This is a genomic window from Alteromonas sp. G4i13, from assembly GCF_054960505.1.
Genome location: NZ_JBHNYX010000068.1, coordinates 1 through 15,461, shown reverse-complemented (window position 1 = coordinate 15,461; position 15,461 = coordinate 1). Strand labels below are relative to the sequence as shown.

The window sequence follows — 15,461 nt, the reverse complement described above, 5'->3', positions numbered from 1 at the left end:
GATAGCGATAAAAGGAGAGCGGTGAATATTTATAAAAATTTGCATGTTACTACAACGTAGCATCCTCTTGACCTAAATAAGCCAGAAATAACAGCTAATAAGCGAAAGAAACATAAACATAAACTGCAATATTGTTGCGGTTTTTTCAGAGACTTTATCGCTCTTTGTAAAAGAGTCCCAAAATCTGACACCCAGCGCACGTTTTAAGATTAGATTCATTCCACAAATTACCATGACCCAAATGAACACCGTTCCGATTTCTACCATTTTAAATTTGACCTTCACTCATCTGTTGTTTCTAAGCCCTCTAGATCCGACGCCAAATTTGCTATAGCGCCCGAAACTAACCCACCACCTACGGATGTTGCGAGAGAGCTGAAACCTTTAACCGGACTTAAAGCGCCTGCACCCATTCCGGCAAGTGTTCCTGTAGCGATGGTACTGAACGATGCGTTACGCCCGCCACCAATAATTGCCCCGTAGAAACCACCTATGCCACCGGCTATTGCGCCTAAAGCATTGGCCCAAAGTGCACCAGAAACATTTGAGATCTCATGATTGTTTAATTCTGTAGGTTTTTCCATTGTTTGATTATCCTTTCAAAATAAATGATGGGCTTCACACAGTGTGCGTAAAGCCAACATAACTCTGATTCACTTTGCCTATGAAAAATACTGACCTTTCGATGGTTTTTTATTCTAAATAGCCCTTGCATAGTAATTAATCACCTTATATAATGCGCGCCCTTTTAAACGGAAACGGGAAGCCGATTGAGCAAATAATCTCTGTATTTGCGAGGCGTTAGACCCAAACAAGAGAGCATGTAAAATGGCTAAAAAAGTAAGCGGTATTATCAAGCTTCAGGTTGCAGCAGGCGCTGCTAACCCAAGTCCACCAGTTGGTCCTGCACTAGGTCAACACGGTGTAAACATCATGGAATTCTGTAAGGCTTTCAACGCGAAAACAGAAAGCCTTGAGAAAGGCGCTCCAGTACCAGTAGAAATTACTGTATACGAAGATCGCTCTTTCACATTCGAAACTAAGACTCCTCCTGCGTCTTACCTGCTTAAGAAAGCAGCGGGCATCAAGAGTGGTTCTGGCCGTCCTAACACTGAAAAAGTGGGTAAAGTTACTCGCGCTCAGTTGGAAGAGATTGCTAAAACTAAAGAGCCAGACCTTACTGCAGCTGATCTAGATGCAGCGGTACGCACTATCGCGGGTTCTGCTCGCTCAATGGGCTTGAACGTAGAGGACTAATCGAATGGCTAAATTAACTAAACGCGCTCGCCTAATCCGCGACAAAGTTGACTCTACTAAAGAGTACGAAATCAACGAAGCAGTAGCGCTTCTTAAAGAACTAGCAACAGCTAAGTTCGCAGAAAGCGTAGACGTATCTGTTAACCTTGGTATCGATGCGAAGAAATCTGACCAAAACGTTCGTGGTGCAACTGTACTACCTAACGGTACTGGTAAAGACGTTCGCGTTGCAGTATTCACTCAAGGTGCAAATGCTGAAGCAGCTAAAGAAGCTGGTGCAGACATCGTTGGTATGGATGACCTAGCTGAGCAAGTTAAGAAAGGCGAAATGAACTTTGACGTAGTAGTTGCTAGCCCAGACGCAATGCGTGTTGTTGGTCAACTAGGTCAAATCTTAGGTCCACGTGGCCTTATGCCTAACCCAAAAACTGGCACTGTAACGCCTGACGTTGCAACGGCAGTTAAGAACGCTAAAGCTGGTCAGGTACGCTACCGTAACGATAAGAACGGTATCATCCACGCTAGCATCGGTAAGATTGCGTTCGAAGCGAACCAAATTCAAGAAAACCTTGAAGCGCTACTTGAAGCATTGAAGAAAGCTAAGCCTTCTTCTGCGAAAGGTACATACATCAAGAAGATCAGCCTAAGCACTACAATGGGTGCTGGTGTTGCTCTTGATAAGGCTTCTGTAGGTCTTTAATTTCGCTGAGCTTAGGCTTATCGAAATCTCTTAAAGGTTATGGGTTGGAGCTGTGACAATTAGCAGTGCTAATAAGCGGCTCCCGTCCTAGACCGCAGGTGCGGTGTGGTGAAAGAGGTAAGAGAACTTTCACAGTCAACACACTGCTTAATACAACAACCTGCGCAGACGGTGGTTTGACTCAGACTCTCTGGGGTAACAAACACCGTAGAGCGGTATCAACCATGAGGGTTGGTATCAATCTGTGAACCCTGACGGCGTAGGCGGGTAACCGCAAACAAAGTCAGATACAAAGAGGTGAACTCAGTGGCACTAGGTTTAGCAGCAAAAAAAGAGATCGTAGCAGAAGTTTCTGAAGTTGCGTCTCGCGCTCTATCCGTAGCCGTTGCTGAATACCGTGGGATGGAAGTTGCAGAACTGACTGACCTACGTGTTAAAGCTCGTGAGCAAGGCGTATACCTAAAGGTTGTACGTAACACTCTTGCAAAGCGTGCTCTAGCAGACAGTCAATTTGCAGACTTAGACAGCGCCTTAACTGGTCCGCTTATCTATGGTTTCTCTATCGACGCACCAGGCGGTGCGGCACGTCTTTTCAAAGACTTCGGTAAGACTAACGATAAGCTAAAAGTTACAGCACTATCTATTGGTAGCGGTCTTCTTGGTCCAGAGAAATTGGACGCAGTTGCAGCACTACCTACCCGCGACGAAGCGCTTGCGAAACTACTTGCAACCTTCAAAGCACCAGTTGGGAAATTCGTTCAAACAATCAACGAAGTTCCTGGCAAGTTTGTGCGCGTATTGGCGGCGGTCAAAGACACCAAGTAATTGGCGTTTTTGGCATATTGATTTTTTTAACATTTTATACCCAGGAGTTTAGAGAACATGGCTCTAACTAAAGAAGATATCTTAAACGCAATCGCTGAAATGCCGGTAATGGAACTGGTAGAACTAATTGAAGCGGCTGAAGAGAAATTCAACGTATCTGCTGCAGCTGCTGTTGCTGTTGCTGGTCCAGCTGCTGGCGGCGACGCTGCTGCTGCAGAAGAAAAGACTGAATTCGACGTTGTAATGACTTCATTCGGTGGCAACAAAGTTGCAGTTATCAAAGCAGTTCGCGGCGCGACTGGCCTAGGTCTTAAAGAAGCTAAAGAAGTAGTTGAATCTGCTCCTAAAGCTATCAAAGAAGGCGTAAGCAAAGATGAAGCTGAAGCACTTAAGAAAGAGCTTGAAGAAGCTGGTGCAGAAGTAGAAATCAAGTAATCTGACCTAGTCAGATTATTGCCTGAGACGGCAAGGCTGGTGGTTTTTTGAACCACCAGCCTTTTTGCGCTGTATAGTGTGTAGAATCTAACCCTTGGTTACACTACTTAAAGCGCCATTCGGAAATACCCATAAAAAGCATAAAAATCCAACAAGTTAACTAATAATTGGTTGAATTTTGTTGTATGCTGGTGTATCTGCCCGAGAAAGGGTTGTGGAAGTTTGTTGCTTAGTGCGCCATTTGAAACGTAGCTTTTAGCCCATAGCACGCGTTTTAAAGCATTTTGCAGCAGGTTGGGTCATAAATCAGCAGGCTGAGGAACCCATGGTTTACTCTTATAGCGAAAAGAAACGTATCCGTAAGGATTTTGGCAAACGCCCACAGGTATTGGAAATTCCATACCTTCTTTCAATTCAGCTTGATTCTTTCAAAAAGTTTATTGAGACCGATCCGGAAGCTCAATACGGTTTGGAAGCAGCATTTCGTTCCGTTTTTCCAATTAAAAGCTACTCAGGTAGTTCAGAGCTTCAGTATGTAAGCTACCGCCTGGGAGAGCCCGTTTTCGACGTTAAAGAATGTCAAATTCGCGGCGTAACTTTCTCTGCTCCGTTAAGAGTAAAACTACGGTTAGTGTTGTTCGATAAAGACGCTGCGCCAGGTACCGTAAAAGATATTAAAGAACAAGAAGTGTACATGGGCGAGATCCCGTTGATGACTGAGAACGGTACGTTCGTTATCAATGGTACAGAGCGTGTTATCGTGTCACAGCTACACCGTTCACCTGGTGTATTCTTTGATCACGACAAAGGTAAAACCCACTCGTCAGGTAAAGTGCTTTATAACGCACGTGTAATTCCTTACCGTGGTTCGTGGTTAGACTTCGAGTTTGACCCGAAAGATAACCTATTCGTACGTATCGACCGTCGTCGTAAGTTGCCTGCAACGATTATCTTACGCGCACTTGAAATGACGTCTGAAGAAATCCTAGATACTTTCTTCGACAAAGTAAGCGTACGTATCGACAAAGACAAACTAATGATGGAAGTGGTTCCAGATCGCCTACGTGGTGAGACGGCTGCTTTTGACATCATTGACGGTGAAGGCAACGTTGTTGTTGAAACGGGTCGTCGTATTTCTGCGCGCCACACGCGTGCACTAGAAAAAGCCGGTCTTACAGAACTTGAAGTTCCAGCCGATTACCTAATTGGCCGTGTTTACGCAGCTACTTATGTAAACGAAGACACAGGCGAAGTGATTGTAAGCGCGAACGACGAACTAACCCTTGAAAACCTAGCGGCACTTAGCCAAGCGGGTATCAAAGAGTTCGAAACGCTTTACATCAATGAGCTAGATCACGGTTCATACATTTCAGATACGCTACGTATCGATTCTTCAACTAACCGCCTTGAAGCACTAGTTGAAATTTACCGTATGATGCGTCCTGGTGAGCCACCAACAAAAGATGCAGCTGAAACCTTGTTCGATAACTTGTTCTTCTCTGATGAACGTTACGACCTGTCTTCTGTTGGCCGCATGAAGTTCAACCGCCGTCTTGGCCGTGAAGAACTAATTGGTGCTGGTACACTAGACAAAGAAGACATTATTTCTGTAATGAAGCAGCTAATAATGATTCGTGACGGTAAAGACGAAGTAGATGATATCGATCACCTAGGTAACCGTCGTATCCGTTCTGTAGGTGAAATGGCAGAGAACCAATTCCGCGTTGGTCTTGTACGTGTTGAGCGTGCAGTTAAAGAGCGTCTAAGCTTAGGCGACCTAGACAACGTGATGCCACAAGATCTTATTAACGCTAAGCCTATCTCGGCTGCGGTTAAAGAGTTCTTCGGTTCATCTCAGCTTTCTCAGTTCATGGACCAAAACAACCCGCTATCAGAAGTAACGCATAAGCGTCGTATTTCTGCATTAGGCCCGGGTGGTCTTACACGTGAACGTGCAGGCTTCGAAGTTCGAGACGTACACCCGACTCACTACGGTCGTCTATGTCCAATCGAAACGCCGGAAGGCCCGAACATCGGTCTAATTAACTCATTGGCAAGCTTCGCGCGTACCAATGACTTCGGTTTCCTAGAAACGCCGTTCCGTCGCATTGTAGACGGTGTGGTAACAGACGAAATCGATTACTTATCTGCAATTGAAGAAGGTCAATTCGCAATCGCTCAGGCAAACATCGCGTTGACTGAAGCAGGCGAGTTGGTTGACGACCTAATTCCATGTCGTCACCGCGGTGAAACTACCTTGATGCCGAAAGAAGACATCAAGTACATGGACGTTTCACCTCAGCAAATCGTTTCAATTGCTGCAAGCATTATCCCATTCCTAGAGCACGATGATGCGAACCGTGCACTTATGGGTGCGAACATGCAACGTCAGGCAGTACCTACACTACGCGCTGATAAGCCGCTAGTTGGTACCGGTATGGAAAGAACTATCGCGGTTGACTCAGGTGTTACTGTAGTTGCTAAGCGCGGTGGTGTGGTTGATTACGTAGATGCCAGCCGTATCGTTATTAAAGTAGACGAAGATGAAATGCTTCCAGGTGAAGCGGGTATCGATATCTACAACCTGACTAAGTACACACGTTCTAACCAAAACACGTGTATCAATCAGAAGCCTACTTGTAGTGTTGGCGACCCGATTGTTGCAGGCGACGTGCTAGCTGATGGTCCTTCAACAGACCTAGGTGACCTTGCACTTGGTCAGAACATGCGTATCGCGTTCATGCCGTGGAATGGTTACAACTTTGAGGATTCAATCCTTATTTCTGAGCGTGTAGCGCAGGAAGACCGTTTTACTACTATCCACATTCAAGAGCTTAGCTGTATCGCTCGTGATACTAAGCTTGGGCCAGAAGAAATTTCTTCTGATATCCCGAACGTGGGTGAATCTGCACTAAGCAAGCTTGATGAGTCAGGTGTTGTTTACATTGGTGCGGAAGTGAAAGGCGGTGACATCCTTGTAGGTAAAGTAACGCCTAAAGGTGAAACGCAGCTTACGCCAGAAGAAAAACTACTACGTGCAATCTTCGGTGAGAAAGCGTCTGACGTTAAAGATACGTCTCTACGTGTACCTAACTCTGTTCACGGTACGGTAATCGACGTTCAAGTATTTACCCGTGACGGTGTAGAGAAAGACAAGCGTGCGCTAGAAATTGAAGATATGCAGCTACGTCAGGTTAAGAAAGACCTTACTGACGAGTTCGAAATTCTTGCAGACGGTATCTTTGCACGTGCACAAACTGCACTTCTACGTGCTGGTGTTGACCAAGCTAAGCTTGACAGCCTGCCGCGTGAAAAGTGGTTTGAAATCGCACTTAACAGTGAAGATGCACAGCTAGAGCTAGACCAAATCGCTGATCAGCATGCTGAAATCAAACTTGATTTCGATAAGAAGTTTGAAGGTAAGCGTCGCAAGATTACTCAAGGCGATGACCTAGCACCTGGCGTGCTTAAGATCGTTAAGGTTTACCTGGCGGTTAAACGTCACATCCAACCGGGTGATAAAATGGCCGGTCGTCACGGTAACAAAGGTGTTATCTCGACTATCCAGCCTGTAGAAGACATGCCATACGATGCTAACGGTACGCCGGTAGATATCGTTCTTAACCCACTAGGTGTACCGTCTCGTATGAACATCGGTCAGATCCTAGAAACGCATTTGGGTATGGCTGCACACGGTCTTGGTGTGAAGATTGATCGTATGATTAAAGAGCAGCGCGAGCTGGCTGAACTACGTGACTTCTTGAAGAAGGTGTACGAGCTTGGTGAGAATCACCAAGAAGTAGACATCGATAGCTTCACAGACCACGAAGTTCGTCGTCTAGCGGAAAACCTTCGTAAGGGTGTTCCAGTAGCAACACCTGTATTCGACGGTGCTCGTGAATCTGAAATCAAAGAAATGCTGAAGCTTGCTGACATTCCAGAAAGCGGTCAGATTGCTTTGTTTGACGGTCGTACCGGTCGCGAATTTGAGCGTCCAGTTACGGTTGGTTACATGTACATGCTGAAACTGAACCACTTAGTAGACGACAAAATGCACGCGCGTTCTACGGGTTCTTACAGCCTTGTTACACAGCAGCCTCTTGGTGGTAAAGCACAGTTCGGTGGTCAGCGCTTCGGTGAGATGGAAGTGTGGGCACTTGAAGCATACGGTGCAGCATATACCCTTCAAGAAATGCTTACCGTTAAGTCGGATGACGTTAACGGCCGTACCAAGATGTACAAGAACATCGTCGATGGCGACCACAGAATGGAACCTGGCATGCCAGAGTCATTCAACGTACTACTTAAAGAAATTCGCTCGTTGGGTATCAACATCGAGCTTGAAGAAAAGTAATACGGCGTTAGCCACGTAATGTTATGAGATGGCCCGGCGCTTGCGCCGGGCTCTAGAGACTGACTCCGCTGGGAGAGTAATGTGAAAGACTTATTAAAGTTTCTAAAGCAACAAAACAAGACTGAAGAATTCGATAATATTCGAATCGGTCTGTCTTCACCTGACATGATCCGTTCATGGTCATTCGGTGAAGTTAAAAAGCCTGAAACAATTAACTACCGTACGTTCAAGCCTGAGCGTGACGGTCTGTTCTGTGCGCGTATCTTTGGTCCGGTTAAAGACTACGAGTGTCTTTGCGGTAAGTATAAGCGCCTTAAGCACCGTGGTGTTATCTGTGAGAAGTGTGGCGTTGAAGTTACACTGACTAAAGTACGTCGTGAGCGTATGGGTCACATCGAGCTAGCTAGCCCGGTAGCGCACATCTGGTTCCTTAAATCACTTCCGTCTCGTATCGGCCTAATGCTAGATATGACACTTCGTGATATTGAACGTGTACTTTACTTTGAATCATACGTGGTTACAGAGCCAGGTATGACTACGCTTGAGCGCAGCCAACTTCTTAACGAAGAAGAATACTTGGATGCACTTGAAGAGCACGGTGATGAGTTTGAAGCGAAGATGGGTGCTGAAGCAGTATTCGATCTTCTTACAGCACTAGACGTAGACGCAGACGTTGCGGCTATGCGTGAAGAGCTGCCTTCAATCAACTCTGAAACTAAGCGTAAGAAAATTACTAAGCGTCTTAAGTTGCTTGAGTCATTCCAACAGTCTGGTAACAAGCCAGAGTGGATGATCATGACGGTTCTTCCGGTACTTCCACCAGATTTACGTCCTCTAGTACCACTAGATGGCGGCCGTTTTGCAACGTCTGACCTTAACGACCTTTACCGTCGTGTAATTAACCGTAACAACCGTCTTAAGCGTCTTCTAGACCTAGCTGCTCCAGACATCATCGTACGCAACGAAAAGCGTATGCTTCAAGAGTCTGTTGATGCGCTTCTAGATAACGGACGTCGTGGTCGTGCGATTACGGGTTCTAACAAGCGTCCACTTAAGTCACTTGCAGACATGATCAAAGGTAAGCAAGGTCGTTTCCGTCAAAACCTTCTTGGTAAGCGTGTTGACTACTCAGGCCGTTCTGTAATTACCGTTGGTCCTACGCTACGTCTTCACCAGTGTGGTCTTCCTAAGAAGATGGCACTTGAGCTATTCAAACCGTTTATCTACGGTAAGCTTGAAGGTCGTGGTCTTGCGACAACAATTAAAGCTGCTAAGAAGCTTGTAGAGCGCGAAGCACCAGAGGTTTGGGACGTACTAGACGACGTTATCCGCGAACACCCGGTACTACTTAACCGTGCACCTACACTTCACCGTTTGGGTATCCAAGCATTCGAACCAACACTAATCGAAGGTAAAGCGATTCAGCTTCACCCGCTAGTGTGTGCGGCGTACAACGCCGACTTCGATGGTGACCAAATGGCGGTACACGTTCCGTTGACAATCGAAGCACAGCTAGAAGCACGTGCACTTATGATGTCAACGAACAACATTCTGTCACCTGCGAATGGTGAGCCAATCATCGTACCTTCACAGGACGTTGTATTGGGTCTTTATTACCTAACGCGTGACAAAGTAAACGGCTTAGGCGAAGGCATGGTATTCACCAGCCCGAATGAAGCAGAAAAAGCATACCGTACAGGTAATGCTGAGCTTCACTCTCGCGTTAAAGTACGTATTACTGAATATGACATCGATGAAGATGGCAACAAAACTGAGAAAGTAACGCTAACTGACACTACTGTTGGTCGTGCGATTTTCTCACTGATCCTTCCAAAGGGTCTGCCGTTTGAAATCATCAACCAAGCGATGGGCAAGAAGCAAATTTCAAGACTATTGAATGCTTGTTACCGTACGCTAGGTCTGAAAGATACAGTAATTGCTGCTGACCAAATCATGTATACCGGTTTCCACTACGCGATGATCGCGGGTGCGTCTGTTGGTATCGACGATATGGTTATCCCTGCTGCTAAGAAAGACATCATCGACGCAGCAGAAGCAGAAGTTATCGAAATTCAGGAACAGTTCCAAAACGGTCTTGTTACCGCGGGTGAGCGTTACAACAAAGTTATCGATATCTGGTCAAATGCCAACGAAAAAGTTGCTAAAGCCATGATGGATAACCTTAAGACTGACATCGTAATTAACCGCGATGGCGAAGAAGAAGAGCAATCATCATTTAACTCTGTTTACATGATGGCCGACTCGGGTGCTCGTGGTAGTGCCGCTCAGATTCGTCAGCTAGCTGGTATGCGTGGTCTGATGGCTAAGCCAGATGGCTCAATCATCGAAACCCCAATTACGGCGAACTTCCGTGAAGGTCTGAACGTACTACAGTACTTCATCTCAACTCACGGTGCTCGTAAAGGTCTTGCGGATACCGCACTTAAGACAGCGAACTCGGGTTACCTAACGCGTCGTCTAGTAGACGTTGCACAAGACTTGGTAATCACTAACGACGACTGTGGCACATTCGAAGGTGTTCAAATGACACCACTAATCGAAGGTGGTGACGTTGTTGAGCCACTACGCGAGCGTGTACTAGGCCGTGTGGTAGCAGAAGATGTACTTAAGCCAGGTACTAACGAAGTACTAGTTGAGCGTAACGTTCTTCTAGACGAAGCGTTAGTAGACATGCTTGAAGCTAACTCAGTTGACCAAATCATGGTTCGCTCGGTAATCACTTGTGACAACGACTTCGGTGTTTGTGCTAAGTGTTACGGTCGTGACCTTGCACGTGGTCACATGGTGGGTAGCGGTGAATCGGTTGGTGTTATTGCAGCACAGTCAATCGGTGAGCCAGGTACACAGCTTACCATGCGTACGTTCCACATCGGTGGTGCGGCATCAAGAGCATCTGCTGAGAACAGCGTACAAGTTAAGACTGCGGGTAGCCTTAAGCTACACAACGCGAAGTTCGTACGTAACTCTGACGGCAAAGTGGTTATCGTTTCTCGTTCAACAGAACTTACTGTTATCGACGAGCAAGGCCGTGAGAAAGAGCGCTATAAAGTACCTTACGGTGCTGTACTTAGCGTGGATGACGGTGCAACTATTGCAGCTGGCGACGTTGTTGCTAACTGGGATCCGCATAGTCACCCAATCATCACTGAACGTGCAGCTAAGATTAGCTTCGCTGACATTGATGACTCTAACACCGAAATGCAGCAAGACGAGCTTACTGGTCTAACCCGTATCGTTGTTAAAGACCTTGCGAAAGTAAACTCTAAAGAGCCTAAGCTAATTCTTGAAAGCGACGAGTTCGGTCTTCAAGAAATTCGTCTTCCAAGCTTCACAACCATCGAAGCGAAAGAAGGCAAAGTGGCTAACGAAGGTGACGTGCTAGCACGTATTCCTCAGGAAAGCTCGAAGACTCGTGATATCACGGGTGGTCTACCGCGCGTTGCGGACCTATTTGAAGCACGTAAGCCTAAAGAGCCTGCAATCCTTGCAGAAATCTCAGGTACTATCGGCTTCGGTAAAGAGACCAAAGGTAAGAAGCGTCTTGTAATTACACCTGCTGAGGGTGACGCGTACGAAGAGATGATTCCTAAGTGGCGTCAGCTTAACGTGTTCGAAGGTGAGAAAGTGGAAAAAGGCGAAGTTATCGCTGATGGTCCAGAGTCTCCACACGATATCCTACGTCTACGTGGTATCTCAGCTGTAGCAAACTACATCGTGAACGAAGTTCAGGAAGTTTACCGTCTACAGGGTGTTAAGATTAACGATAAGCACATTGAAGTAGTTATCCGTCAGATGCTACGCAAGTGCATTATCACTAATCCAGGCGATACGCAGTTCCTTGAAGGCGAACAGGTTGAAGTATCGAACGTTAAAGTGGCTAACCGTGAAATTGAAAAACACGGCAAGATCCCAGCGCAGTACGAAACACAGCTGCTTGGTATTACTAAAGCGTCACTGTCTACTGAGTCATTTATCTCAGCGGCATCGTTCCAAGAAACAACACGTGTTCTAACTGAAGCTGCGGTTCAAGGTAAAGAAGATGACCTACGCGGTCTGAAAGAAAACGTAATCGTTGGTCGACTAATTCCAGCGGGTACAGGTTTCGCTTACCACGAACGCCGTGCACAACGTCGCAAAGAGCAAATCGAAGAAATGTCAGTGTCTGCTGCTGAAGCAGAACAGGCACTAACCGAAGCGCTTAATGCTGGTGCAGACGAAGATACTGCCGAATAAGGCAAGATCATAGGAGTACGTTAACGTACTCCTAACAATTTGGCAGTCATGTTGTACAGATTGCAGATAAATTAACTGCTTAACCTTTGTACACCTTGACAGTCAGAGCGATGATCTTTAATATTCCGCGACCCGATTTTGGATAGCCAATAAGTGGCTCGATAAACGGTCGCGGTTTTTTGTATCAGAGCTCAGTGAATGTTGACGAGCACAATGTTCACAAACAAGAGCGATTAAGCAATTAATCGTATTAATATGGACCCAATCACAGTGATTGGGTTTTCGTAGTTTTTAATCAGGAGCTAGTTAATGGCAACAGTTAACCAGTTAGTGCGCAAGCCGCGTAGAAAGCCCGTTGAAAAAAGCAACGTAGCTGCTCTACAAGCTTGTCCACAAAGACGTGGTGTATGTACTCGTGTATATACTACTACGCCTAAGAAACCAAACTCTGCACTACGTAAAGTATGTCGTGTACGTCTAACTAACGGTTTTGAAGTTTCTTCATACATCGGTGGTGAAGGTCACAACCTACAAGAGCACAGTGTAGTACTTATCCGTGGTGGTCGTGTTAAAGATCTACCAGGTGTTCGTTATCACACAGTTCGCGGTACTCTTGACTGCGCAGGTGTAAACGATCGTAAACAAGCCCGTTCTAAGTACGGCGCGAAGAAGCCTAAGTCATAACGGTTCTCCGTTAGTAAGGCCAAACTGAAGTTTAAGAGTTTTGGGTTTTCCCTGAATTCATACGGAGAATAGAAAATGCCAAGAAGAAGAGTCGTAGGTCAACGTAAAATCCTACCAGAGCCAAAATTTGGTTCACAACTGCTTGCGAAATTCATGAATGTCGTAATGCTCGACGGCAAAAAGTCAGTCGCTGAAAAAATCGTTTACGGTGCGCTTGATATTGTTGCTGAAAAAACCGGCAAAGCACACCTAGATATCTTCGAGGAAGCGCTTGATAACATCCGCCCAACAGTAGAGGTTAAGTCTCGTCGTGTTGGTGGTTCAACTTATCAGGTTCCAGTTGAAGTACGTCCAGTTCGTCGTAACGCGCTAGGTATGCGTTGGATGGTTGAAGCTGCACGTAAACGTGGCGAAAAGTCTATGGCACAACGCCTAGCGGCTGAAATGCTAGACGCAGCAGATAATAAAGGTTCAGCGGTTAAGAAACGTGAAGACGTTCACCGTATGGCCGAAGCAAACAAAGCGTTTGCTCACTACCGTTGGTAATCAACGTTATTTAACTGAGAGAGATTTATGCCTCGTAAGACCTCGATTGAGCGTTATCGCAATATTGGTATTGTGGCTCACGTGGACGCGGGTAAAACCACGACCACAGAGCGTGTTCTGTTTTATACAGGACTGTCTCACAAAATCGGTGAAGTGCACGATGGTGCTGCTACCATGGACTGGATGGAGCAAGAGCAGGAGCGTGGTATTACTATCACGTCTGCTGCAACGACTTGTTTCTGGTCTGGTATGGAGCAACAGTTCGATCAACACAGGATCAACATCATCGACACCCCTGGACACGTTGACTTTACTATCGAAGTAGAGCGTTCATTGCGTGTACTAGACGGTGCAGTGGTTGTTTTCTGTGGGTCTTCTGGGGTAGAACCTCAATCAGAGACAGTCTGGCGACAGGCTGACAAATATCAAGTGCCACGCCTTGTGTTCGTTAATAAGATGGACCGGGCTGGCGCTGATTTTGAACGTGTTGTGGGTCAAATCCGCAAGCGTTTAGGCGCAAACTGTGTTCCGATTCAAATCAACATGGGCGCTGAAGAGAATTTCCATGGCGTCATCGACCTTGTGAAGATGAAAGCCATCAACTGGAATGAAGAAGACATGGGTATGACATTTACCTATGAAGACATTCCGGCTGAATATTTAGATACCGCTGAGCAGTACCGTACCGAAATGATCGAAGCGGCTGCAGAAGCATCTGATGAGCTAATGAATAAATACTTGGAAGGTGAAGAGCTTTCTGAGGAAGAAATTCGTTCAGGCCTTCGTCAGCGTACGCTGAACAACGAAATTGTTCTTGCCACCTGTGGCAGTGCCTTCAAAAACAAAGGTGTTCAGGCAGTACTAGACTCTGTTATTCATTATCTTCCGTCTCCAACAGAAGTTAAGGCCATTACTGGTGTACTTGACGACAAAGACGAGACAGAAGCAGAGCGTCATTCAAGCGACGATGAGCCGTTCTCAGCGCTAGCATTTAAAATAGCGACCGACCCATTTGTGGGTACGCTAACCTTCTTCCGTTGTTACTCTGGTGTAGTAAACACGGGTGATACGGTTTACAACCCTGTTAAGGGCAAGCGTGAGCGCTTTGGTCGTATTGTGCAAATGCACGCGAAAGACCGTGAAGAAATTAAAGAAGTACGCGCAGGTGACATCGCTGCGGCCATTGGCCTTAAAGATGTAACAACCGGTGATACGCTTTGTGACCCTAACCATGTTATTACGCTAGAGCGTATGGAGTTCCCAGAGCCGGTAATTTCAATTGCGGTTGAGCCTAAGTCGCAAGCTGACCAAGAGAAAATGGGCATAGCCCTAAGCAAGCTTGCAGCTGAAGATCCGTCATTCAAAGTGAAAACTGACGACGAGACAGGCCAGACGATTATCTCAGGTATGGGTGAACTTCACCTTGATATCATTGTCGACCGCATGAAGCGCGAATTTAAAGTTGAATGTAACGTAGGTAACCCTCAGGTTGCTTATCGTGAAACCCTTCGTAAATCTGTTGAAGTTGAAGGGAAGTTCGTTCGTCAGTCAGGCGGCCGCGGCCAATTTGGTCATGTATGGCTGCGCATTGAGCCTCAAGAAGAAGGTTCAGGCTACGAATTTGTGAACGAAATCGTCGGTGGTGTGGTACCAAAAGAGTTCATTCCAGCGGTCGATAAAGGAATTCAGGAGCAGATGCGAAGTGGTGTTCTTGCAGGGTATCCAGTACTTGATGTAAAGGTTACGTTGTTTGACGGTTCATACCACGATGTTGACTCTTCTGAAATGGCGTTTAAGATCGCCGGCTCTATGGGTTTCAAAAAAGGCGCCGCAGAAGCAAATCCGGTGTTACTTGAACCCACAATGAAAGTTGAAGTGACTACTCCAGAAGACTGGATGGGTGATGTAGTTGGTGACATTAATCGTCGCCGCGGCATGATCGAAGGTATGGAAGATGGCGTCGCAGGTGTTAAAATAATACGTGCTAAAGTGCCGCTTTCAGAAATGTTTGGCTACGCAACTGACTTGCGTTCACAAACACAAGGTCGTGCTTCATACTCAATGGAGTTCTTCAATTATTCTGAGGCGCCGAACAATGTGGCGCAGGCTATTATTGAATCTAGAATTTAATCTAAATGAAGGTTCGGTCCGGTCTATTGGTGGGTCGGACTTTTAACTTAGGAAACGAGAAAAATGGCAAAAGAAAAGTTTGAACGTACGAAACCCCACGTAAACGTGGGTACAATCGGCCACGTTGACCACGGTAAAACTACGCTAACTGCAGCAATCACTACAGTTCTTTCAAAGACTTACGGTGGTAACGCACAGGCTTTCGATCAAATCGATAACGCGCCTGAAGAAAAAGCACGTGGTATCACCATCTCTACTTCACACGTAGAATACGAT

11 protein-coding genes are annotated in these 15,461 nt (G+C 46.2%); 10 read left to right on the top strand and 1 reads right to left on the bottom strand.

The window, feature by feature from the left end; translation table 11 throughout:
* Positions 1–281: 281 nt before the first annotated feature.
* Positions 282–584, bottom strand: coding sequence for a hypothetical protein (locus ACFI6J_RS20295; protein WP_061096048.1), 303 nt, complete (start codon positions 582–584; stop codon positions 282–284).
* A 244-nt stretch (positions 585–828) separates the two neighbouring features.
* Here ACFI6J_RS20295 and rplK point away from each other — a divergent pair, with 244 nt between their 5' ends.
* The 10 genes from rplK to ACFI6J_RS20245 form a co-directional block, all read left to right on the top strand.
* Positions 829–1,257 (top strand): 50S ribosomal protein L11, encoded by a 429-nt coding sequence (gene rplK / locus ACFI6J_RS20290; protein WP_014951043.1) that lies wholly within the window; start codon positions 829–831, stop codon positions 1,255–1,257.
* A 4-nt stretch (positions 1,258–1,261) separates the two neighbouring features.
* Positions 1,262–1,957, top strand: a complete 696-nt coding sequence (gene rplA / locus ACFI6J_RS20285; protein ID WP_014951042.1) for a 50S ribosomal protein L1 — start codon at positions 1,262–1,264, stop codon at positions 1,955–1,957.
* A 306-nt stretch (positions 1,958–2,263) separates the two neighbouring features.
* A complete protein-coding gene (gene rplJ, locus ACFI6J_RS20280) occupies positions 2,264–2,782 on the top strand; it encodes a 50S ribosomal protein L10 (protein WP_014951041.1) in 519 nt (172 codons plus the stop codon).
* A 57-nt stretch (positions 2,783–2,839) separates the two neighbouring features.
* Complete coding sequence (rplL, locus tag ACFI6J_RS20275) at positions 2,840–3,217, top strand: 50S ribosomal protein L7/L12 (protein WP_015068303.1); 378 nt, start codon at positions 2,840–2,842, stop codon at positions 3,215–3,217.
* A 325-nt stretch (positions 3,218–3,542) separates the two neighbouring features.
* Positions 3,543–7,571, top strand: a complete 4,029-nt coding sequence (gene rpoB / locus ACFI6J_RS20270; RefSeq protein ID WP_462558122.1) for a DNA-directed RNA polymerase subunit beta — start codon at positions 3,543–3,545, stop codon at positions 7,569–7,571.
* Positions 7,572–7,652: 81 nt separating this feature from the next.
* Entirely contained in the window at positions 7,653–11,825 is a 4,173-nt protein-coding gene (gene rpoC / locus ACFI6J_RS20265; RefSeq protein WP_039229319.1) for a DNA-directed RNA polymerase subunit beta', read from the top strand.
* Positions 11,826–12,134: 309 nt separating this feature from the next.
* A complete protein-coding gene (gene rpsL, locus ACFI6J_RS20260; RefSeq protein ID WP_014951037.1) occupies positions 12,135–12,509 on the top strand; it encodes a 30S ribosomal protein S12 in 375 nt (124 codons plus the stop codon).
* Between the two features lie 75 nt (positions 12,510–12,584).
* A complete protein-coding gene (gene rpsG, locus ACFI6J_RS20255) occupies positions 12,585–13,055 on the top strand; it encodes a 30S ribosomal protein S7 (protein WP_014951036.1) in 471 nt (156 codons plus the stop codon).
* 27 nt (positions 13,056–13,082) lie between these two features.
* Entirely contained in the window at positions 13,083–15,185 is a 2,103-nt protein-coding gene (gene fusA, locus ACFI6J_RS20250) for an elongation factor G (protein ID WP_014951035.1), read from the top strand.
* Between the two features lie 63 nt (positions 15,186–15,248).
* A partial coding sequence (locus ACFI6J_RS20245) for a GTP-binding protein (protein ID WP_334013817.1) occupies positions 15,249–15,461 on the top strand: 213 nt, incomplete at its 3' end.

What these genes read in the sequence shown, in the direction of transcription:
- ACFI6J_RS20295 (WP_061096048.1), bottom strand. Translation starts at nt 584, where the DNA reads ATGGAAAAACCTACAGAATTAAACAATCATGAGATCTCAAATGTTTCT.
- rplK (WP_014951043.1), top strand. Translation starts at nt 829, where the DNA reads ATGGCTAAAAAAGTAAGCGGTATTATCAAGCTTCAGGTTGCAGCAGGC.
- rplA (WP_014951042.1), top strand. Translation starts at nt 1,262, where the DNA reads ATGGCTAAATTAACTAAACGCGCTCGCCTAATCCGCGACAAAGTTGAC.
- rplL (WP_015068303.1), top strand. Translation starts at nt 2,840, where the DNA reads ATGGCTCTAACTAAAGAAGATATCTTAAACGCAATCGCTGAAATGCCG.
- rpoB (WP_462558122.1), top strand. Translation starts at nt 3,543, where the DNA reads ATGGTTTACTCTTATAGCGAAAAGAAACGTATCCGTAAGGATTTTGGC.
- rpsL (WP_014951037.1), top strand. Translation starts at nt 12,135, where the DNA reads ATGGCAACAGTTAACCAGTTAGTGCGCAAGCCGCGTAGAAAGCCCGTT.
- rpsG (WP_014951036.1), top strand. Translation starts at nt 12,585, where the DNA reads ATGCCAAGAAGAAGAGTCGTAGGTCAACGTAAAATCCTACCAGAGCCA.
- fusA (WP_014951035.1), top strand. Translation starts at nt 13,083, where the DNA reads ATGCCTCGTAAGACCTCGATTGAGCGTTATCGCAATATTGGTATTGTG.